Genomic DNA, 18,852 nt, shown 5'->3' with positions numbered 1-18,852 from the left:
CTTCCCCGCGGCGTTGGCGGTGTTGGTGTGGTTGGTTGTCTTGGGGGGGGTCGGGGGGGGGGGGGGGGGGGCGGGGCCGCCCCCCCCGGCGGCCCCCCCCCCCCCCCCCCCGCGGCCGGGGCCCTCGGCCCGTGCCCTCCGCCCGGTCAGTTCGCGGGCGGGTGCAGGTGGCTGGTGACCGCGAGCCGGTTGTACAGGTTGATCATCGCGATCGCGGACATGAGCGCGGCCAGCTGCTGGTCGTCGAAGTGCTCGGCGGCGGCGTCGTAGGTCTCGTCGGACACCCCGTGCTCGCCCAGGCGGGTCATCTCGTCGGTGAGCGCGAGGGCGGCCCGCTCCGCGTCGGTGAAGACGGCCCCCGCCTCGTACCAGGCGGAGACGAGGAACAGCCGCCGCTGGGTCTCCCCCTGCTTGAGGGCGACCCGGGTGTGCAGGTCGACGCAGAAGGAGCAGCCGTTGATCACCGAGGAGCGCAGCTTCACCAGCTCCAGGAGGCTTCCCTCCAGGTGGCCGGCGATGACCTTGTCGATCTCGTCCAGCTTGCTGTAGACCTCCGGGAGCTTCTTCGCCCAGATCACACGCGTCCTGGCCACGGGGGACCGCCTTCCTCGTCGGTCGCCCCTCCCCGGACGGGGCGGGGCGTCACGGGTGCACTGGGTCAAAGCTACCAACGCCCCCGTCCGCGGAGCGGCCCCGGACCGTTTTCTGGCTTCGTTCCTTCCTTGGCGGGAAAAGCGTCCTGTGATATCCACGGTCGCCTTTCTGTGTTTTCTCCTTTCGTGGCCCGATGTGTTCCTTTTCTCGACGTTCACAGGCGCCACGGGAGAGAGGCCGCGCCGGTGAATGCGCCGAACGGCGGGGCCGTCCCGACCGCCGGCTCAGGGCCGCGGCCCGCCCGCCTCCGCTCCGGCCCACTGCCGGAGCACGGTCCGCTCCTCCTCCGCGTCGGGGTGTGCGTCGTCCCACGCGGCGTAGCCGTCGGGGCGCACCAGGAGGACCTGCGCCCCGCCGGGCAGGTCGCCCCGGACCCGCAGGATCCGGACCCGGTCCGCCCAGGGCAGGGCCGCCTCGGCCGCGGCGCCGTCGGGGGAGGCGTCGAGCAGGGTGAAGCGGACGCCGTCCATCAGCTCGTACAGCCGCGCGGGCCGGTCCCCGACGGTGAGCGGCAGGTCGTCCACGCGCGTGCCCGTGGTGTCGGAGACGGTGAGGCCGTCGGGGAGCTCGTAGGAGTGGCCGAGCCCCGCGAGCCGCAGGCGGACCCTGTCCGCGAACGCGTGGACGCCGGCCAGCGCCGGAACCACCCGGGAGCGCACCGCGCGCACGGGCGCCGGGGCGACGGCCGCGCGCAGGATCATGTCGCTGAGGCGGAGGGTGGCGCGGCCGGCCCGGTGGCGCTCGGCCTCGTAGGAGTCGAGGAGCCAGGCGGGCGCCCACCCCTTCTCGACGGCCGCGAGCTTCCAGGAGAGGTTGGCCGCGTCCTGGAGGCCGGTGCTCGTGCCCATGGCGCCCATGGGCGAGTGGACGTGCGCGGCGTCCCCGGCGAGCAGGACCCTGCCGACGCGGTAGTCCCTCGCCTGTCGGCGTTCGCTGAGGAGGCGCGCCGACCAGCGCACCTCCGCGACGTCCAGGACGCCGCCGGAGAGCCGCCGGAGGGACTCGGCGACCTCCTCCGCGTCGACCGGTCCGCCCGGCGGGGCGTCCTGGCGGGCGCGGTCCCAGACGGTGGCGCGGTACCAGCCGTCGCCGTAGGGCGGGAGGAGGGCGACGCCGTCGGGTCCGACGAACGGGTTGACCGCCGGCGGCAGTTCCTGCCTGAGCCGGACGTCGGCGAGCAGGATGCGCGTGTCGTAGCCGTGGCCGCTGAACCGCACCCCCAGGAGTTCCCGGACGGTGCTGTGCGCGCCGTCCGTTCCGACGACGCGGTCGGCCCGTTCGGTGCGCTCGCCGTCGGCGGTGCGGACGGTGAGGTCGACGCCGTCCCCGTCCTGGGCGAGCCCGGTGACCTCGGCGCCCCGGACCACGGGCACGCCGAGCCGTTCGGCCCGCTGCCGGAGGAGGGCCTCGGTACGGCCCTGCCGGACCACGAGGACGAACGGGAAGCGGCTCTCGGGGTGGCGCATGTCGAGGGTGAGCCCGCGGCCGTCGCCGAAGGCGACGCGCACCTCGGGCACGGGGAAGCCCTGGGCGACGAGGGTGTCGGCGAGCCCCCGCACGTCGAGCAGTTCGAGGGCGCGGGCGTGGACGGCGAACCCGCGGGTCGGACCGGTCTCCCGGGCGCGCTTCTCCAGGACCCGGACGTCGATCCCGGCCTCGGCCAGGTCTCCGGCGAGCATGAGGCCGGTGGGCCCCGCTCCGACGATGGTGACGCTCATGGCTGTGCTCCTCGGGGGGCGCGGCGGCTGGTACGCCTCTTCCGGTACTCTGGGTACCGGAACTCCGAGTACCGATACTACGAGTACCTCTACTGCTGTCAAGGCCCGGGAGGAAGCATCATGGGCACCGCGGGGAATGGGGCCAGGGGCGGCCGCCGTCCCGATCCGGCCGTGGACGAGGCGATCCGCGCCGCGGCGCTGGAACTGCTGGTGGAGCGCGGGTTCGGGCTGACCTTCGACGAGGTGGCGGCCCGGGCGGGGGTCGGGCGCACGAGTGTGTTCCGGCGCTACCCGACCAAGCGGGACCTGGTGGCGGCCGTCGCCGGACAGGTCGGCGCCGACCGGATGGAGGTGCCCGACACCGGGTCGCTGGAGGGCGACCTCACCGCAGCGGTCGGCGTCGTCCAGGGGGTGTTCGGCGGGACTCCGCTCCAGGCCCTGGCCCGGCACGCGCTCTCCGACGCCCTCCGGGACGGGGAGGGCGCCGCGGTCCTGCGCTCGCTCCTGGAGCAGCGGACGACCCTGGTCCGGGAGGTCCTCGCCCGCGCCGCCGCACGCGGGGAGGTCTCCGACCCCGACCGCGCCCCGCTGGTCGCCGACCTGCTGTCCGGGGCGGTCCTGGTCCGTCTGGCCACCGGCACCCCCTTCCCCGAGGGCGGTGAGGCGGACCGCCTCGCGCGGGCCCTGGTCGCGGCCGCCCGGGACTGAGCCCGGCCGACCCCGCGGGCGGCGGAGCGGCGGGACGGGCGGGCGTTCCGCGCCGGGGCACGCCCGGGGCAGTCGGGAGGGTGGCCTGGCGGGTCCACGAGTTCGCCCCTGCCCCGGGCACGCGCGGGGCCTCCGACCGCAGCGGGGGGACCGCGCGGGCGACCGACGACGGCGGGGCCGCGTAGCGATGCCCGCAGCCGACGCGAGCGGGGGCGGCGACCGGGGGCCGCGGGCGGGGGCCGCGGGCGGGCACGCCCGCCCCCGCGGCGACGACGCGCCGTCCACAGGCCCGGGAACCGTCTGGCGCCCCGGGGCGGCGTGCGGTTTGCTGGGAACAGGGGGGTCCCGGGGCCTGCCCGCCCCGCCGTGCCCGGCGCGCGCCGGTCAGTCCTCCGACCGCGCGTCGTGGGTGAGCAGGGCCAGCTGCACGCGGCCGGTCAGGTCCAGCTTCGCGAGCGCGCTGGACACGTGGGACTTCACCGTCCCCATGGACATGTACAGGCGTTCCGCGATCTCCGCGTTGGACAGTCCCTCGGTCACGGCCTCGGCGACCTCCCGCTCCCGTTCGGTGAGCAGCTCCAGTCTCCGCCGTGCCCGCTCCCTGCGGGTGGGCGCCTCGGAGCGCTCGGCCGGGTCCTCCCCGGCCACCCGGTCCATCAGCGCGCGGGCCACGCCCGGCGAGAGCACGGGCTCTCCGGCCGCGGCGCGGAGCACCGACTCCACGATGCGCTCGGGCTCGGTGTGCTTGAGCAGGTATCCGGCGGCGCCCGCCCGCAGGGCCCGCACCACCGTGGCGTCGGCGTCGAACGTGGTCAGGACGATGACCTGGGGCCGTGCGCCTTCCCCGCCCGATGCTCCGCCGCGCAGGCCCTCGGTGGCGGTGATCCCGTCCACGCCGGGCATGCGCACGTCCATCAGCACCACGTCGGGGCGGTGCTCGGCGACGGCCGCGGCGGCCTCGGAGCCGTCGCCCGCCCCGCCCACGACCTCGATGCGGTCGTCGCCGGAGAGCATGATCCGCAGCCCCGCGCGCACCAGGGGGTCGTCGTCGACGAGGAGTACGCGCACGGGGTCGGTAGGCACGGCCACCACTATGGCACCTCCGGGGGTTCCGGCCACGGCAGGGTCGCGGACAGGCGGAACACCCCGCCCTGCGCCCCGTGGAACAGCTCGCCGCCCTCCAGCGCGACCCGCTCGGCCAGCCCCGTCAGGCCCGCGCCCGCGCCCGGGATCTCGCCGGGGACCACCCCGACCGGCAGCGCGCTGGTCACCGACACCTCCACGCCCCGCCCCGGGCCGCCGGCCACCCGCACGGCCACCCTGGCCCCCGGGGCGTGCTTGCGCGTGTTGGTCAGCCCCTCCTGCACCACCCGGTAGACGGTGCGCGCCACCTGACCCCCCGGCTCGGCCCCGGCGGGGACGTCGAGCTCCCACCCCACCCGCTGCCCCGCGGCGACCGCCTCCCCGACCAGCCGCCCGGCGTCGGCGAGCCCCGCCGCGGGAGCGGCGGTGCCGGCGTGGTCGTCCGCCCCGCCCAGCAGGGTGTCCGTGGAGCGCAGGACCTCCAGGACCCCGCTGAGCTCCTCCAGGGCGCGGTGCGCGTTGTCCCGGATGACCCGGACCGCGGCGCCGAGCTCCGCGGCCTCCAGCGGCGCGGCGGCGCCCGCCTCGGCCCGTTCGGTCCTGTAGGCGAGGGCTCCGGCGTGCACCGACAGCAGGGACATGCGGTGCGCGACCACGTCGTGCATCTCCCTGGCGATACGGCGCCGCTCCTCGGTGCGGGCGTCCTCCAGCCGCCGCTCCCGGTCCGCGCGTTCGCGCCGGACGTCGGCCCGCAGGCGCTCCACCAGCTGGCGGCGGGCGCGGACGGCGACGCCCCAGCCGACGCTGCCCGTGACGAGGGAGGCCGCGAGCGCGACGGAGAGGACGCTCTCGACCCGGCCGGGCGGCACGGTGACGAGCCAGGGCAGGCCCAGGAGCATGGTCAGCGCCACCACCCACGCCGCCTGCTGCCAGGGGCGGCGGATCGCGAGGCCGACGAGGCCGACGACCAGGGCGGCGGTGACCGAGTTGGAGAAAGCCGCCAGGACGCACAGGACCAGGGCCACGGCGAGGGGGCGCCTGCGGCGCAGGAGGAGCACCAGGCAGCCGACCGCCCCGGCGACCGCGTCGGGCACGAAGAGCCACTCCGGCACGTAGTGCGACAGGCCGATGAGGTGCCCGGCGAAGTAGCCGACGGAGACGTTCAGCCACCACAGGAAGGCGGTGGCGAACAGGAGGGCGTCCACGACCGCGTCCCGCCACCGCCGGCGGGAGCCCCCGGGCGTCCCCGCGGCCCCGGGCGCCGCCCCCTCCCCGTTCCTCCCCCCGGTCGCCGCCGGTGTGGTGCGCACTGGCCGCCCTCCCTCTCGTCGCCACCAGCCTAGAACCGCCGCCGCCCCGCCCGCCTCCGTCCGAGGACCGCCCCACGGGCGGCCGATCGGCCGATCGGCCGTGACCACTCGGACGATGCGCCCGGGTCCCCGCAGCCCGAGCATGGGGGGATGAGCGATAACGTGCCCGCGCTGGAACTGGACGGGCTGACCAAGACCTTCAACGAGACCAGGGCGGCCGACGGGGTGTCCCTGTCCGTCCCGCGCGGGGCGATGCTCGGACTGGTCGGCCCCAACGGGGCCGGCAAGACCACGTCGCTGTCCATGGCGGTGGGGCTGCTCCGCCCGGACAGCGGGACCGCACGGGTCCTGGGCACGGACGTGTGGGGGGACCCGGTCTCCGCCAAGCGCCTGCTGGGGGTGCTGCCGGACGGCCTGGCCCTGCCGGAGCGCCTGACCGGCGGCGAGCTCCTCGACCACTGGGGGCGGTTGCGGGGGCTCGAACGGGGGGTGGTCCGGGCCCGGAGCGAGGAGCTGCTGCGCGTGCTGGAGCTGGACGGGGCCGAGGCGGACTCGGTCCTGGTCGCGGAGTACTCGACCGGCATGCGCAAGAAGATCGGCCTGGCCACCGCCCTGCTGCACGCCCCGAAGGTCCTCGTGCTCGACGAGCCGTACGAGGCGGTGGACCCGGTGTCGGCGAGGGTGCTCACGGCGATCCTGCGGCGGTTCACCGACGGCGGCGGCACGGTGGTGGTCTCCAGCCACGTGATGGCGCTGGTGGAGCAGCTGACCGACCGGGTGGCCGTCATCGCCCGGGGCCGGGTGCTGGCCGACGGATCCCTGGCGGACGTGCGGGGGGCGGACGCCACCCTGGAGGACACCTTCGTCCGCCTGGTGGGCGCCCGCGAGGTCGGGGAGGGGGAACTGGCGTGGCTGTCCTCCTGATCCGGCTGAAGTTCACCCTGCTGCGCCACTCCCCCGCGGGGATGCGCCTGTTCGGGACCGCCCTCGCGGTCCTCGGTCTCGGCATCACCTGGTACTTCGCCCTGGCGGCCGATTCGGACGCCGTGCGGGCGGACCTGCTGTCCCTGGTGTTCGCGGTGTGGGCCGCGGCCTGGATGCTCGGTCCGACCGTCGCCAACGGCACGGGGGTCCTGCGCTCGCAGTACTTCGCGCTGCTGCCCCTGGACCGGCGCCGGCTGGGCGCGATCCTGCTGCTGACCATGTTCTTCGACATCGGCCCCGCCCTGACCCTGGTGGCGCTGGCCGCCCTGTCCTGGCACGCGCTGGCGGTGGACCCGGCGGCCCTGCTGGTGGCGGTCCCGGGGATCCTGCTGCTGTGGGTGTTCGTGGTCTCGCTGTCCAGGCTGGTGTTCCGCGCCCTGGGCGCGGCGATGCACTCGCGGCTGGGGATGGAGATCGCGTCGGTGCAGTGGGGCCTGATCCTCGCCGGGCTCTTCTTCGGGTGGATGGCGGTCCAGCCCGCGTTCACCGCGACCCTGGGCCTGAGCGAGAACGGTCTGGGCGAGGGCGCGGTCGGCGCGGTGCTCTCCGCCCTGCCGACCTCCTGGCCGGTGCTCGCCGTCCAGGCCGCGGCCGCGGGGTCCTGGGGGGCGGCCTCCGCCTGGATCGGCGCGCTGGCGCTGCTCACCGGGGCGCTGGTCGCGGTGACCGCCGTACTGCTGGCCCCCCGGGTCGGGGCGCGCGGCGTGCGGCGCCGGGGCAGGCCCCTGGGCGCGCGTCCGCCGACGTCCCGCGGGCCCCGGTTCCCCCTGCTGCCGGACACCCCCCTGGGCGCGGTGGTCGGCAAGGAGCTGCGCCAGTGGTGGCGCGACCCGTGGCGCGGCCTGGAACTGCGCGCGTCGCTGTGGGCGGCGCTGTTCATCGGCCTGCTGACCTGGTCCAGCGGCACGTTCTCCTTCTTCGCGCCGTTCGCCGGGGTGATCGCGGCCTTCATCATGGCGCTGGCCACCTCGAACATGTACGGGCACGACGGGACCGCGCTGTGGCTGTCGGTGGTCGGCCAGGGCCGGGACACGGTGCGGGCGGACGTGCGCGGCCGCCAGGTGGCGATCCTGCTGCTGATCGTGCCGGGCGCGACCCTGCTGAGCGCGGTGTTCGTCGTGGCGACGGGCTCGCCCTGGGCGTGGCCGTACGTGGTCACCGGTATGGCGGTGTTCTTCGGCGTGGGGAGCGGGCTCGCGCTCCTGCTGTCGGTGGTGGCGCTCTCCCCCGGGGTGGACCCGCAGCTGAGGGTGGACGCCAACGACTCGGGCGACAACCAGGTGCAGGTGTGGATCGCGCTGGTGGCCCTGCCGCTGCTGTCGGCGCCCGCCGTGCTCGCCGCCGTGTTCCTCGGCCTGGCCGGCCTCCCGTGGGCGGCGGCGCCGGTGGGCGTGCTCAACGGGGCGCTCGCGGCGTGGTGGCTCGGCCGGGTCGCGTACCGGCGGTTGGAGGCGCGGCTCCCGGAGGCGTTCGCCCGGATCAGGTACGGCAAGGAGGTCGCCCTGCGGACCGTGCCGGCGAACGGCTCCCTGCTGGACCGGCTGGAGCGCACCGCCATCGAGGGCAACGCCGAGACGAGGCCGACCGGCTCCTGAGCCCGCGGGTCCGGGGACCCGGGCAGCCGGCGCGGCGCGGTCCTGGACGGGGACCGCGCCGCGCCTTCCCGCGTGCGCGGTCAGTCGTGGGGTGTGACCCGCACCCTGGCGAAGACGTCGGTGAGCCCGTCCAGGAAGGCCGACAGGGCCAGCTCGAAGCTCGCGTCGTCGATCTCCGCGGCGTGCTCGGCGAGCCGGTGGGCCTGTGACAGGTTGGGGTAGCGGTCCCGGTAGACGCGCACGTCGTCGTCGAACCCCCGGGCGAAGGAGTTGGTCGCGGCCCCCACGACGAGGTACTTCGTGGAGGCGCCGATCATCGTGGCGTAGCGGGGCGGCCAGCCCGCGCCGACGAGCCCGCCGTGCACGGCGTCGGCGCGCCGCAGCGCCTCCTCCCGGCGGCCGGGGCCGGCGGACACGACCGGGAGCAGGTGGGGGTGCTCGGCGAGGGCGTCGCGGTAGGAGCGCGCCCAGACGGTGAGGCCCTCGCGCCAGTCGCCGCCGTCGAACCCCGAGACGTCGATGTGGGCGGTGACCTCGTCCGCGACCTCGGTGAGCAGCTCCTCCTTGGTCCGGTAGTGGCTGTAGAGGGAGGCGGCCTGCACGTCGAGCTCCTGGGCCAGCTTGCGCATCGACAGCCCGTCGAGACCGTCGCGGTCGATGAGCGTGAGCGCGGCCAGCCGGATGGCGGGTCTGCTCAGGATCGGCGTCCTGGGTCGGGCCACGGGGATCCCTCTCTCCACTGCGGGAGGCGCCCGGTCCGTCCGGCGCCCGGCCCGATCATCGCACGTCAGTACGCGGCGCACGTCCGGCGCCGGGTCCCCGCGGTGTCGGCGGGGCACTGCCGCGGGGGAGCCGGTCCCCTCCGGTCCGCGGCCCGAACGCGTGGGAACCCCGAGGCCGCGACCTCTTGCACGCACGGCCGGGCACACCGTACCCTCAAATAACCGAACACTGTTAGGTTACTGGGGAGCAGGCCGTGATCGATTTCTCGTTGAGCGAAGAACAGCGCGCCGTACGCGACTGGGTGCGGACCTTCGTCGAGCGGGAGCTGATGCCGCTGGAGAACGAGGTGCTGCGCCGGGAGCGCGAGGGCCACCCGCCCGGCCTGAACTCCGAGGAGCGCACCCGCCTGCGCGAACTGGCCCGCAAGTCCGACTTCTGGGGCGTGGAGACGCCGACCGGGTACGGCGGCATGGGCCTGGACCCGGTCACCGCGGCCATCATCGAGATCGAACTGGGCAGAACCTTCCTGACCTTCAAGTTCGGCGGCGAGGCCGACAACATCCTGTACCACGCCAACGAGGAGCAGAAGGAGCGCTACCTCCTGCCCACGATCGCCGGCGAGCGCCGCTCCTGCTTCGCCATCACCGAGCCCGGCGCGGGCTCCGACGCCAAGGCCATCCGCACCCGCGCGGTCCGCGACGGCGACGAGTGGGTGATCAACGGCGAGAAGACCTTCATCACCGGCGGCAACGAGGCCGACTTCGCCATGGTCTTCGCGGTCACCGACCCGGAGAAGGGCGCCGACGGGGGCGTGACCTGCTTCCTCGTCGACCGCGACGCGGGCTGGACCTCCGAGCCCATCGACACCATGGGCGAGCGCCGCCCCGCCTCCCTGGTCTTCCAGGACGTGCGCGTGCCCCACGAGAACATCCTGGGCGAGGAGGGGCACGGGTTCTCCCTGGCCATGAAGTGGATCGGCAAGGGCCGCTACCTGCTGCCCGCCCGCGCGCTCGGCGGGTGCGAGCGCCTGCTGGACATGGCGATCGAGTACTCCCGGACCCGCGAGACGTTCGGGGCGCCCATCGCCGACCGCCAGGCCATCCAGTGGATGATCGCCGACTCCCAGACCGAGATCGAGGCCCTGCGCCTGCTCGTCCTGCACGCCGCCTGGCAGGTGTCGGTGGGGCGGGACTCGCGCCACGCGCAGTCCATCGCCAAGCTCTTCGGCGGGGTGAAGGCCAACGAGATCGTCGACCGGGTCATGCAGATCCACGGCGGCATGGGCTACACCCGCGAACTGCCGATCGAGCGCTTCTACCGCGACGTCCGGCTGCTGCGCATCTTCGAGGGGACCGACGAGATCCAGCGCCGCACGATCGCCCGCGACCTGCTCAAGGGCCACATCAAGGTGGGCGCAACCCTGGGCTAGGCGGACGGAGGGGCCCGCGCCGCACCCGTGGGCACGGCGCGGGCCCCTCCGCGCTCCGCGTGTCCGGGGGCCCGGCCCCCGGCGCCGGTCAGGTCAGCGGACGCCGACGAGGTCGCAGACGAAGATCAGGGTCTCGCCCGGCTTGATGGCGCCGCCGGCGCCGCGGTCGCCGTAGGCCAGGTGCGGGGGGATGACCAGCTTGCGCCGGCCGCCCACGCGCATGCCCAGGACGCCCTGGTCCCAGCCGGAGATGACCTGGCCGGCCCCGAGCCGGAAGCTCAGCGGGCCTTCCCGGTTCCAGCTGGCGTCGAACTCCTCGCCGCTGGAGAAGGCGACGCCCACGTAGTGGACGTCGACGGTGCTGCCGTGGCCGGCCTGCGCGCCTTCGCCGACCTTGATGTCGGTGATCTCCAGGTCGGCGGGCGGCGGGCCCTCGATGAAGTCGATCTCCGGACGCTCGAGCGCCATGGTGGTACCCCTCGTGTGTTCAGTGGGAACAGAGAGGCCAAGGGTATCGGCGCGCGGACACCTCCCCGCGCGTCCGGGCCGCGCGACCGCTCCCGTCCGGCGCGGGCGGCGGACCGCTCCGTCAGTGGGAGCCGACCGTGGCCGCGACGACGTGCCCGTGCCCCTCGACCTTGATCGGCCCGCTGTCCGCCTGCACGAACACCGACTCCCCGCGTTCCAGGGTCAGGCCCTGGCCGACCTCCGCGACCAGTTCCACCCGCCCGTGCAGGGCCAGCACCACCGTGGGCCCCTCCCCCGGCAGGTGGGCCGCGACGCGGCCCGGCCCGATCTCGTGCAGGGCGAACTCGGGGGCGGCCGGGCGGAACTCCCGCCTCCCCTCCAGCAGGCCGGGCCGCGCGTAGGGGATCGGCAGCACCGAGAAGTCCACCACGTCCAGGAGTTCGGGGGCGTCCACGTGCTTGGCGGTCAGCCCCGCGCGCAGCACGTTGTCCGAGCTGGCCATCACCTCGACCGCCGTCCCCTGGAGGTAGGCGTGCAGGTTGCCGGCGGGCAGGAACAGGGCCTGCCCCGGCCCCAGTGTGACCCTGTTGAGCAGGAGCGACGCGACCGCGCCCGGATCGCCCGGGTAGCGGACGGCGAGGTCGGCGACGATGTCGCCGTGGGTCCCCCGGGGGCCGGACGCGGACCACTCGGCGACGAACTCGTCGAGCAGGCGCTCCCTGCTGCGGTCGGGGAGGGTGAGCAGGCGTGTGAGGGCCGAGCGCAGGGCCGCGTGGGTGTCGGGCACCGCCAGGTCCGCGCGCAGCAGCACGGCCAGCTCGCACGTGAGCCCGCGCAGCTCGGCGCCGGTGGCCGCGGGCTCGCGGAAGCCGCACAGCGCCTCGAAGGGCTCCAGGGCGAGCAGGAGCTCCGGTTTGTGGTGGGGGTCGCGGTAGTTGCGGTGGGGGGCGTCGAGGGGGATGCCCGCGCGCTCCTCGGCGTCGAACCCGGCCCGGGCGCGGGTGGCGTCGGGGTGCACCTGGAGGGAGAGGGGCGCCTCGGCGGCCAGGAACTTGAGGAGGAAGGGCAGCCGTCCGCCGAACCGCTCGGCGGTCCCGTGCCCCAGCACCCGGTGCGGGTCGTCGGCGATGAGGCGGGGCAGGGGCCTGGGCCCGTCCTCGCAGTGGGCGGTGCTGGGCGCGCCGTGGTGGGCGCCCAGCCAGAGCTCGGCCTGGGGCGTGCCGTCGGGGTCGGCGCCCAGCAGGCGCGGGATGGCCGTGCGCGCTCCCCAGGCGTACGGTCGTACCTGGTTGGTGAGCCTGTGCATCCGCCCCCCGCTTTCCCGTCTGCGTGTTCTCACCCCGTGGACGCTCCGGCGAGGTGGCAACAGTCTCGCGAAGGGGGCCGTCCCGGTCGACACGGCACGCCCCACTCGTAGAGGTAGTGCACACTTCACCTCGCGGGGTGGGCAGGCACCCGACTGCTGCGGGGCCCGGCGGCGGCTACGAAGTTACTGGGAAGTAAACCACGATCCCGGACACGTGAACAGCACCACATTGTCACCTCCCGGAGCCCGCGGCGACACCCGGACCGGGGTCCTGGAACCCCTTCCCCGCTCAGCTGTCGTCGCACCGGACCGCTATCGTGTCCCGGTCGTGATCGTTCCCCGAAGCGTGAGGCGGACACATGAGGCTACGGCAGGGAGGCCCGGCCGACCTACCGGCGGTGCTGGAGATGTTCGACCGCACCGTCGCGTGGCTGGCCGCGCGCGGGCGGTCGGGGCAGTGGGGCGACACACCGTGGTCGCGCGACCCCGACCGGGTGCGGCTCGTCGAGGACCTGGTCTCCGACGGGATGTGGGTGGCCGAGGCGGAGGGCTCCCCGGCCGGGGTCCTGACCGTCCGCGAGGAGGCCCCCGCGTACGCGCCGCCGGCCGGGGAGCCCGAACTCTACGTGCGCCTCCTGCTGGTCTCCCGGGAGCACACCGGGGCCGGCGTCGGCGGCGAGCTGCTCGCCTTCGCCCGGAGGCGGGCCCTCGACCGGGGCGTCGGCCTGGTGCGCGTGGACTGCTGGTCCGGCGGCGACGGAGCGCTCATCCGGTACTACGAGGGCCAGGGCTTCACCCCGACCGTGCGGGTCCCCGTGGGCGCCAGGGAGGTGCAGGTCCTCCAGCTCCGGCCCTGAGCCGGCGCGCTCCCCCGGGCCCGCCCGCCGCCCCAGGTGAGGGGCCCCGCGGCCCGGGCCCGCGCCTCCCCTCACCTGGGGCGGCGGACCTTGTCCGAGGCCTCGACCAGGCGGTCGATCATCTCCTGGGTGAGCGCGGGTTCGGGCTGCGGCAGGCCGGCGATCGCCGCCATGTACAGCCCGTCCCCGGCGCGCAGGATGATCTCGGCCAGGACGGGGTCGGTGAGCTCGTCGTGCAGCAGTTCCCCCCAGTGCGAGAACAGGTACTGCACCCTGCGGGTGGCCTCCTCCGGCATGTCCTCCCGGCCGCGCAGGGCGGCGATGACGGCCCAGTACAGCTCGCGCTCCTCGGGGCTCTGCGGCAGCGACGTGCGCAGGAACACGCGGACCACGCCCTCGGGGCCCTCCCGGGCCTCGCGGAACTCCTCCTCCGCCAGCGCGCTCAGGCGCTCGATCAGCCCGGTGAGCATCGCCGCCTTCGACGGGAAGTGGTAGAGGAGCCCTCCCTTGGACACCGAGGCGGCGCGGGCGACGGCCTCCAGGGTCACCCCGGAATAACCCTCGCCGATGAGGATGTCCTGGAGGGAGTCGAGAATTCGGTCGCGGGTGTTCGATGCGTTCACGATTGACACTGTACCGTCCGGACGGTACTGTACCGTCTGGACGGTTGAAGAGTCCTGCGGCGTGCCCGCGGTCGACCAGACTTCCCGCCCCTCCCGACCCGGAGTCCGCTGCCTCCCGTCGGGCCTCCACCGCGCCCCGGTCGGGGTGCCGCGCAACCAGCAACACGTAACGAGGAAAGATGAGCTCCGCCAAGGCCGGGAACGGCCCCACCGACGCGCACGGACGCGACCGAGCGACCCCGGCCCTCGCCGGGCCGCGGGAGTGGGCCGCCCTCGCCGTCCTGGTCCTGCCCGTGATCCTGATCTCGGTCGACTCGACCGTGCTCGGATTCGCCGTCCCCGCGCTGAGCGAGGACCTGCGGCCCACCGCGGGCCAGCTGCTGTGGATCGTCGACGTGTACGGCTTCGTCCTGGCCGGCCTGCTCATCACCATGGGCTCGCTCGGCGACCGGATCGGCCGCAGGCGCCTGCTCATGATCGGCTCGGCGGCGTTCGGCACCGCCTCGCTGATCGCCGCGTTCTCGCCCACGGCGCAGACCCTGGTCCTCGCCCGCGCCCTGCTCGGCCTGGCGGGCGCCTCGCTGATGCCGTCCACGCTGTCCCTGCTGCGCAACATCTTCCTCGACGCGCGCCAGCGGCTGCTCGCCATCGCCATCTGGGCCTCCGGGTTCTCCGGCGGCGCGGCGCTCGGCCCGATCCTGGGCGGCTGGCTCCTGGAGCACTTCTCCTGGGGTTCGGTCTTCCTGATCAACCTGCCCGTCATGGTGCTGATCCTGGTCCTCGTGCCGCTGCTGGTCCGCGAGTCGCGCAACCCGGAGGCGGGGCGGCTGGACCTCCTGAGCGCGGTCCTGTCCATGGCCGCGATGCTGCCCGCCGTGTACGGGATCAAGAAGCTGGCCACCGAGGGCTTCGGCGTCGTGCCGATCGCCTCCCTCGCCGTCGGCCTCGGCCTGGGCTACCTGTTCGTGCGCCGCCAGCGGCAGCTCCGCGACCCGCTCATCGACGTGGGCCTGTTCCGCTACCGCGTGTTCAGCGTGGCCGTCGCCACGAACCTGATGATCGTGTTCTCGCTGGTGTCGTCGCTGTTCTTCCTGACGCAGTACCTCCAGCTGGTCCTCGGCATCTCGCCCATGCGGGCCGGCCTCGTGCTGGTCCCCGGCCTCGTCCTGTCGGTCCTCGCGGGCCTGGTGGCGGTACGCCTGTCGCGGCACCTGAGCCTGGCCGCGGTGATCGGCGGGTCCCTGCTGACGACCGCGTCCGGGTTCGCCGTCCTGGTCCTGGCCCCGGAGAGCGGCGTGACCACGGGCGTGGTGACCGTGGCGCTCGGCTTCTCGCTCATCTCCACCGGCGCGGGCTTCGCCGAGACGCTGACCAACGGCGCGATCATGTCCGCGGCCCCGCCCCAGCGCGCGGGCGCGGCCTCGGCGATCTCCGAGACCGCCTACGAACTCGGGGCTGCCCTGGGCGTCGCCGTGCTGGGCAGCGTGCTGACCGCCTCCTACCGGTCGCAGCTGACCGGTGTGGAGGGCGTTCCGGCGGAGGCCGTCGACGCGGCCAGGGAGACCCTGGGCGGCGCCGCGAACGCCGCCGCCGACCTGGGCGGCGGCGCCGGCGACGCCCTCATGGGCGCGGCCCGGTCCGCGTTCACCGACGGGATGCACCTGACCAGCGTCATCGCCGTGGTGATCGTCCTGGCCGCCGCAACCCAGGTCTGGGTGCTGCTGCGGGGAGTGGGCAACCCGACCGTCGAGGCCCCGTCCTCCGCCCCGGAGGACGGGGGCGGCGCGGACGCGGTCGCGGTGGGCCCCGCCGGTACCGAGGTCCTCGCGGACGCCCCGGACGGGGCCGGTCCGGCCGGGAGCACGTCGGCCGCGGGGTCCGCGGCAGGCGCCCCGGACCGGGGCGCGCGGTAGCGGGGCGCGGCGGGACCGCCCCGGCCCGCGGCGGTCCGGCGGCCGATGGAGCCGGGCTCCCGCCGGCACCGCCGTCCCCGGACGGACCACCGGACGGCCGGTGGGAGAAGTGAGGCCCCGTGGCCCCGGGGGACGCCCTCCGGGGCCACGCGCGTGTCGGGCGCCGACGGGCAGGGGCCCGTGTCGGCGACGGCCGGACGCCTCCGCCTCAGGGGAGGCCGACCAGTTCCACCTCGGCGCCGTCCCAGGCCGGGGGCACCACCGCGTAGGCGTTGGCCAGGGCCGCGCCCCGGAGGCTGCCGGGGCGGTCGTGGCCGACGGGCACGGCCCGGCCGCCGACCAGGCGCACGGCGACCAGCCTGGTGTCCACCGGGTGGGACTCGACCCCGCCGTCCAGGACGGCCGCGGGCAGGCTCCCCCGGGGTTCGGCCGCACCCGCCATGGCCCGCAGCAGGGGCGCGAGCAGCGTCACCGCGGCGACCAGCGCCGCCCCCGGGTTGCCGGGCAGCCCCACGAAGACGGCGCCGTCCGTGTACGCCAGCAGCTGCGGGTGGCCGGGGCGGCAGGCGACCCCGTCCACCACGACGGTGGCCGCGAGGTCGTCCAGGACCGCGCGGAAGTGGTCGGCCGGGCCCCGGGAGGACGAGCCGCACACGGCGACGACGTCGGCGTCGGCGCCCTGCGCCGCCTCCCTGAGCGCCGACCGGTCGTCGCCGAGGTGGCGCACGGACACGAGAGCGCCCCCGGCCCAGTCGACGACTCCCGGCAGCAGCGGCCCGATGGCGTCGCGCACCCTCCCGTCCCCGGGCAGGCCCTCCGTGGCGACCTCGTCCCCCGTCACGAGGGCCGCCACCCTCGGGCGCGCCACGGGCAGGGTCGCGTGCCCCAGGCTCGCGGCCAGCCCGAGCGCCGCGGGTCCGATCACCGTCCCCCTCGTGAGAACGGTCTCACCGGGCGCGGTCTCCTCGCCCGCCCACCGCACGTGGCGGCCGCGCTCCACCCGGCCCTCCACCACACCGCCGCGGACCACCGAGCGCTCGTACGGCAGGACGCTCTCGGAGCCCTTGGGGACCCTCGCCCCCGTGGCGATCTCGACCGCCTCACCGGGACGCAGGCCGGCGCCGTCCGCGGGGGCGCCCGCGAGCCGCCTGCCGACCAGCCGCCAGGGACCCGGCCCCGCCACCGCGAAGCCGTCCATGGCGGAGGCGTCGAAGGCGGGCAGCCCCACCAGGGCCCGCACGTCCGCGCCGAGGACCCCGCCCAGCGACCGCTCCAGCGGGGTCTCGCGCGGCTCCGCGCCCCGCAGCCCGCCCAGCGCCACGGCCTCCGCGCGCGCACGGGCCCACGAGAGGTGGGACCCGTGGTCCGCGTGTGTTCCGTGCGTCCGCCCGTCCTCGGACGTCCCGTGTGTGCCCGGGGCCCCGCCCCGGTGGGCGTCGCCGCGGATGTCGCCGTTCCTGCCCATGCCGCCTCCCGGTCGTCGCACCAGCGCGCCCCCATTGTCCACCCGGGCGCCCCGGGGCGGGAGCCACCGCTCCGGCCGTTCCGCGCGGGGGTCCCGGCGCCGCCCCGCACGGGCCGGGGCCGGGGCCGGAGCCGGCGGCGGACCCGGTCCTCCCTGCGTCGATTTGCCGTCTGACGACTTTCCGCTAAAGTTCTTATCAGCAGCACGGCGGGGCCGCGGAGGACGCGGACACCGGCCAGGCAGCAAGCGGACGTGGCTCAGCTGGTAGAGCATCACCTTGCCAAGGTGAGGGTCGCGGGTTCGAATCCCGTCGTCCGCTCGGAGGAGACGCGAAGGCGCCCAGGCGCTTCCGTGTGACTCGGTGGAGTGGCCGAGAGGCGAGGCAGCGGCCTGCAAAGCCGTCTACACGGGTTCGAATCCCGTCTCCACCTCACACCGCTTCACGCGGGCGATTAGCTCAGTTGGTTAGAGCGCTACCTCGACACGGTAGAGGTCACAGGTTCGAGTCCTGTATCGCCCACCAGCATCACCCAAGGCCAGAGCTTCGGCTCTGGCCTTCGGCGTTCCCCGGGGCCGCCGCGCCGGGAGGTGTCCGGGAGAGCGCCTTCCCGAGGGTTTCCGCCTGGGCACGCACCGGACGCCTGGACGGCGTCGTGGACTGGTTCCCCGGCCCCACCAACGGATGGCGCTACTACCGCGCAGGCGACGTCTACGACCTCGCCGCACAACGCGGCACAACCACGTGAGACCTCCCCCAACCTTCCGAGACGATGAGCCGGCCCACCGCGTTGCCCGGTGGGCCGGTTCTGTGTGCACCGGGACCGCGCGGTGCACCGCCGCGCCGTCGCGGGGCCGCGGGGCCGCAGGGCCGCAGGGCCGCGGGAGGGCCGGGACCGGGTCCCGGGAAACGGCCGTTGACCCCGGGGTAAGGAGAATGTAGCCCCAGCCGTGGTCCGGTGGTCATGGCGGGAGTGGTCCACTCCCGGCGTGACCGGACCGGCGCCGCCGGAGACCGATCCCCTCGCTGATCACCGGGAACGCCCCGGAAGCCGGCCGACCGGGCCGGGACCCCGCCGCCCCCGGGTGGTCCCCCGCCCGGTACGGGGACGGCCCGGCGCCGCGACCACCTCGGCCCTTGACCGAGGGTCACGATCCACCTACCTTCGCCTCACCCCCCGACCCGGGTCCTCCGCTCCCTGGTCATCGAGGAAAGGCTCCGCGCATGAAGCCCCGCTCGTCCCCCCGCCGACTCCGCGCCGCGACCGCCGTGGCGGCCGCCACCGCCCTCTTCTTCACCCTCATGCCCGCCGGCGTCGCGTCCGCGCACGGCTACGTCTCCAACCCCATGAGCCGCCAGGCCCAGTGCGCCGCGGGCATCGTGCAGTGCGGCTCCATCCAGTGGGAGCCGCAGAGCGTCGAAGGCCCCAAGGGCCTGATGCGCTGCGACGGCGGCGTCGGGCGGTTCTCCGAGCTCAACGACGACAGCCGCGGCTGGCGGGTCACCGACGTGGGCCGCTCCCAGACCTTCACCTGGACCCTGACGGTGTCGCACGCCACCAGCACCTGGGAGTACTTCATCGGGAACCAGCGGATCGCCGTGTTCAACGACAACGGCGCCCGCCCCGGGTCGACGGTGAGCCACAACGTCGACCTGTCCGGGTACAACGGGCGGCACAAGCTCCTGGCCCGCTGGAACATCGCCGACACCGGCAACGCCTTCTACGCCTGCACCGACATCAACATCCGCTGATCCGCAGGGGCCCGTCCGGCGACGGGCCCCGACGGCAGGACGCGCCGACGCCCGTGCCGGCCGCGCTCCTCGGCCGCCGGCCCGGGGCCTCCCGGCACGCGTCCTCCCCTTTCCCCGCACCGCGCCGAGGCGGCACCGCGCCCCGGCACGGTGCGCGTCCCCGTCCGGGGCTCCGGAGTCCGGCATAATCTGCGGGGGCGGGACCACCTGCGGTGTCCCCGCGGCGAGGGGCGCTCCTGCCCCCGCCGCGAAGCCCCGGGCGCACC

The 18,852-nt window shown here is 75.3% G+C and carries 16 protein-coding genes and 3 tRNA genes; 10 read left to right on the top strand and 9 right to left on the bottom strand.

Features of this window, described 5'->3' with window-relative positions:
* Positions 1-146: 146 nt before the first annotated feature.
* On the bottom strand, positions 147-593 hold the full coding sequence (locus ABZ234_RS22380; protein WP_267948740.1) for a carboxymuconolactone decarboxylase family protein: 447 nt from the start codon (positions 591-593) through the stop codon (positions 147-149).
* Between the two features lie 285 nt (positions 594-878).
* Positions 879-2,372 carry an FAD-dependent oxidoreductase gene (locus tag ABZ234_RS22375; protein ID WP_355013321.1) on the bottom strand — a complete coding sequence of 498 codons (1,494 nt, stop codon included), beginning with the start codon at positions 2,370-2,372 and terminating at the stop codon, positions 879-881.
* Positions 2,373-2,492: 120 nt separating this feature from the next.
* On the opposite strand from ABZ234_RS22375, the gene ABZ234_RS22370 reads away from it, so the two are divergent.
* The gene (locus ABZ234_RS22370) at positions 2,493-3,080 is read left to right on the top strand and encodes a TetR/AcrR family transcriptional regulator (protein ID WP_267948738.1); all 588 of its coding nucleotides are present in this window, start codon (positions 2,493-2,495) and stop codon (positions 3,078-3,080) included.
* Positions 3,081-3,464: 384 nt separating this feature from the next.
* Here the strand turns inward: ABZ234_RS22370 and ABZ234_RS22365 are convergent, their stop codons facing one another.
* Both ABZ234_RS22365 and ABZ234_RS22360 read right to left on the bottom strand, forming a co-directional pair.
* The gene (locus tag ABZ234_RS22365; protein ID WP_355013320.1) at positions 3,465-4,172 is read right to left on the bottom strand and encodes a response regulator transcription factor; all 708 of its coding nucleotides are present in this window, start codon (positions 4,170-4,172) and stop codon (positions 3,465-3,467) included.
* Positions 4,172-5,473, bottom strand: a complete 1,302-nt coding sequence (locus ABZ234_RS22360; protein ID WP_355013319.1) for a histidine kinase — start codon at positions 5,471-5,473, stop codon at positions 4,172-4,174. The genes ABZ234_RS22365 and ABZ234_RS22360 overlap by 1 nt, the downstream gene beginning before the upstream one ends.
* 150 nt (positions 5,474-5,623) lie before the next feature.
* On the opposite strand from ABZ234_RS22360, the gene ABZ234_RS22355 reads away from it, so the two are divergent.
* Positions 5,624-6,397, top strand: a complete 774-nt coding sequence (locus tag ABZ234_RS22355) for an ABC transporter ATP-binding protein (protein ID WP_344184356.1) — start codon at positions 5,624-5,626, stop codon at positions 6,395-6,397.
* Positions 6,382-8,052: a hypothetical protein gene (locus tag ABZ234_RS22350; RefSeq protein WP_355013318.1), complete on the top strand. Its 1,671-nt coding sequence runs from the start codon at positions 6,382-6,384 to the stop codon at positions 8,050-8,052. The genes ABZ234_RS22355 and ABZ234_RS22350 overlap by 16 nt, the downstream gene beginning before the upstream one ends.
* Before the next feature lie 80 nt (positions 8,053-8,132).
* Here the strand turns inward: ABZ234_RS22350 and ABZ234_RS22345 are convergent, their stop codons facing one another.
* The gene (locus tag ABZ234_RS22345) at positions 8,133-8,774 is read right to left on the bottom strand and encodes a TetR/AcrR family transcriptional regulator C-terminal domain-containing protein (RefSeq protein WP_344184354.1); all 642 of its coding nucleotides are present in this window, start codon (positions 8,772-8,774) and stop codon (positions 8,133-8,135) included.
* A gap of 254 nt (positions 8,775-9,028) precedes the next feature.
* Here ABZ234_RS22345 and ABZ234_RS22340 point away from each other — a divergent pair, with 254 nt between their 5' ends.
* Positions 9,029-10,204: an acyl-CoA dehydrogenase family protein gene (locus tag ABZ234_RS22340; protein WP_355013317.1), complete on the top strand. Its 1,176-nt coding sequence runs from the start codon at positions 9,029-9,031 to the stop codon at positions 10,202-10,204.
* Positions 10,205-10,297: 93 nt separating this feature from the next.
* Here ABZ234_RS22340 and ABZ234_RS22335 read toward each other — a convergent pair whose 3' ends face one another.
* Together ABZ234_RS22335 and manA are read right to left on the bottom strand one after the other, a co-directional pair.
* Complete coding sequence (locus ABZ234_RS22335; protein ID WP_355013316.1) at positions 10,298-10,672, bottom strand: FKBP-type peptidyl-prolyl cis-trans isomerase; 375 nt, start codon at positions 10,670-10,672, stop codon at positions 10,298-10,300.
* Positions 10,673-10,793: 121 nt separating this feature from the next.
* Complete coding sequence (gene manA, locus ABZ234_RS22330; protein WP_355013315.1) at positions 10,794-11,978, bottom strand: mannose-6-phosphate isomerase, class I; 1,185 nt, start codon at positions 11,976-11,978, stop codon at positions 10,794-10,796.
* Positions 11,979-12,337: 359 nt separating this feature from the next.
* On the opposite strand from manA, the gene ABZ234_RS22325 reads away from it, so the two are divergent.
* A complete protein-coding gene (locus ABZ234_RS22325; protein ID WP_344184351.1) occupies positions 12,338-12,835 on the top strand; it encodes a GNAT family N-acetyltransferase in 498 nt (165 codons plus the stop codon).
* Between the two features lie 71 nt (positions 12,836-12,906).
* Here ABZ234_RS22325 and ABZ234_RS22320 read toward each other — a convergent pair whose 3' ends face one another.
* Positions 12,907-13,458 carry a TetR/AcrR family transcriptional regulator gene (locus ABZ234_RS22320; protein WP_330156561.1) on the bottom strand — a complete coding sequence of 184 codons (552 nt, stop codon included), beginning with the start codon at positions 13,456-13,458 and terminating at the stop codon, positions 12,907-12,909.
* 179 nt (positions 13,459-13,637) lie between these two features.
* Between ABZ234_RS22320 and ABZ234_RS22315 the strand changes: the two genes are divergently transcribed.
* Complete coding sequence (locus tag ABZ234_RS22315; RefSeq protein ID WP_355013314.1) at positions 13,638-15,371, top strand: MFS transporter; 1,734 nt, start codon at positions 13,638-13,640, stop codon at positions 15,369-15,371.
* A gap of 208 nt (positions 15,372-15,579) precedes the next feature.
* Here the strand turns inward: ABZ234_RS22315 and ABZ234_RS22310 are convergent, their stop codons facing one another.
* Positions 15,580-16,836, bottom strand: coding sequence for a molybdopterin molybdotransferase MoeA (locus tag ABZ234_RS22310; protein ID WP_355013313.1), 1,257 nt, complete (start codon positions 16,834-16,836; stop codon positions 15,580-15,582).
* Between the two features lie 246 nt (positions 16,837-17,082).
* Here ABZ234_RS22310 and ABZ234_RS22305 point away from each other — a divergent pair.
* The 4 genes from ABZ234_RS22305 to ABZ234_RS22290 all read left to right on the top strand — a co-directional run bounded on the left by ABZ234_RS22305 (position 17,083) and on the right by ABZ234_RS22290 (position 18,586).
* Positions 17,083-17,155, top strand: a tRNA-Gly gene (locus tag ABZ234_RS22305).
* 41 nt (positions 17,156-17,196) lie between these two features.
* A tRNA-Cys gene (locus tag ABZ234_RS22300) sits at positions 17,197-17,267 on the top strand.
* A 15-nt stretch (positions 17,268-17,282) separates the two neighbouring features.
* Positions 17,283-17,359 (top strand) — tRNA-Val (locus tag ABZ234_RS22295).
* 699 nt (positions 17,360-18,058) lie between these two features.
* Complete coding sequence (locus tag ABZ234_RS22290; protein ID WP_267948726.1) at positions 18,059-18,586, top strand: lytic polysaccharide monooxygenase auxiliary activity family 9 protein; 528 nt, start codon at positions 18,059-18,061, stop codon at positions 18,584-18,586.
* Positions 18,587-18,852 lie beyond the last annotated feature (266 nt).

Source organism: Nocardiopsis sp. NPDC006198 (genome assembly GCF_040613895.1).
GTDB classification, from domain to species: domain Bacteria; phylum Actinomycetota; class Actinomycetes; order Streptosporangiales; family Streptosporangiaceae; genus Nocardiopsis; species Nocardiopsis tropica.
Note: the sequence above shows the minus strand (reverse complement) of the source record. Positions and strands in the feature narration are given on the sequence as shown.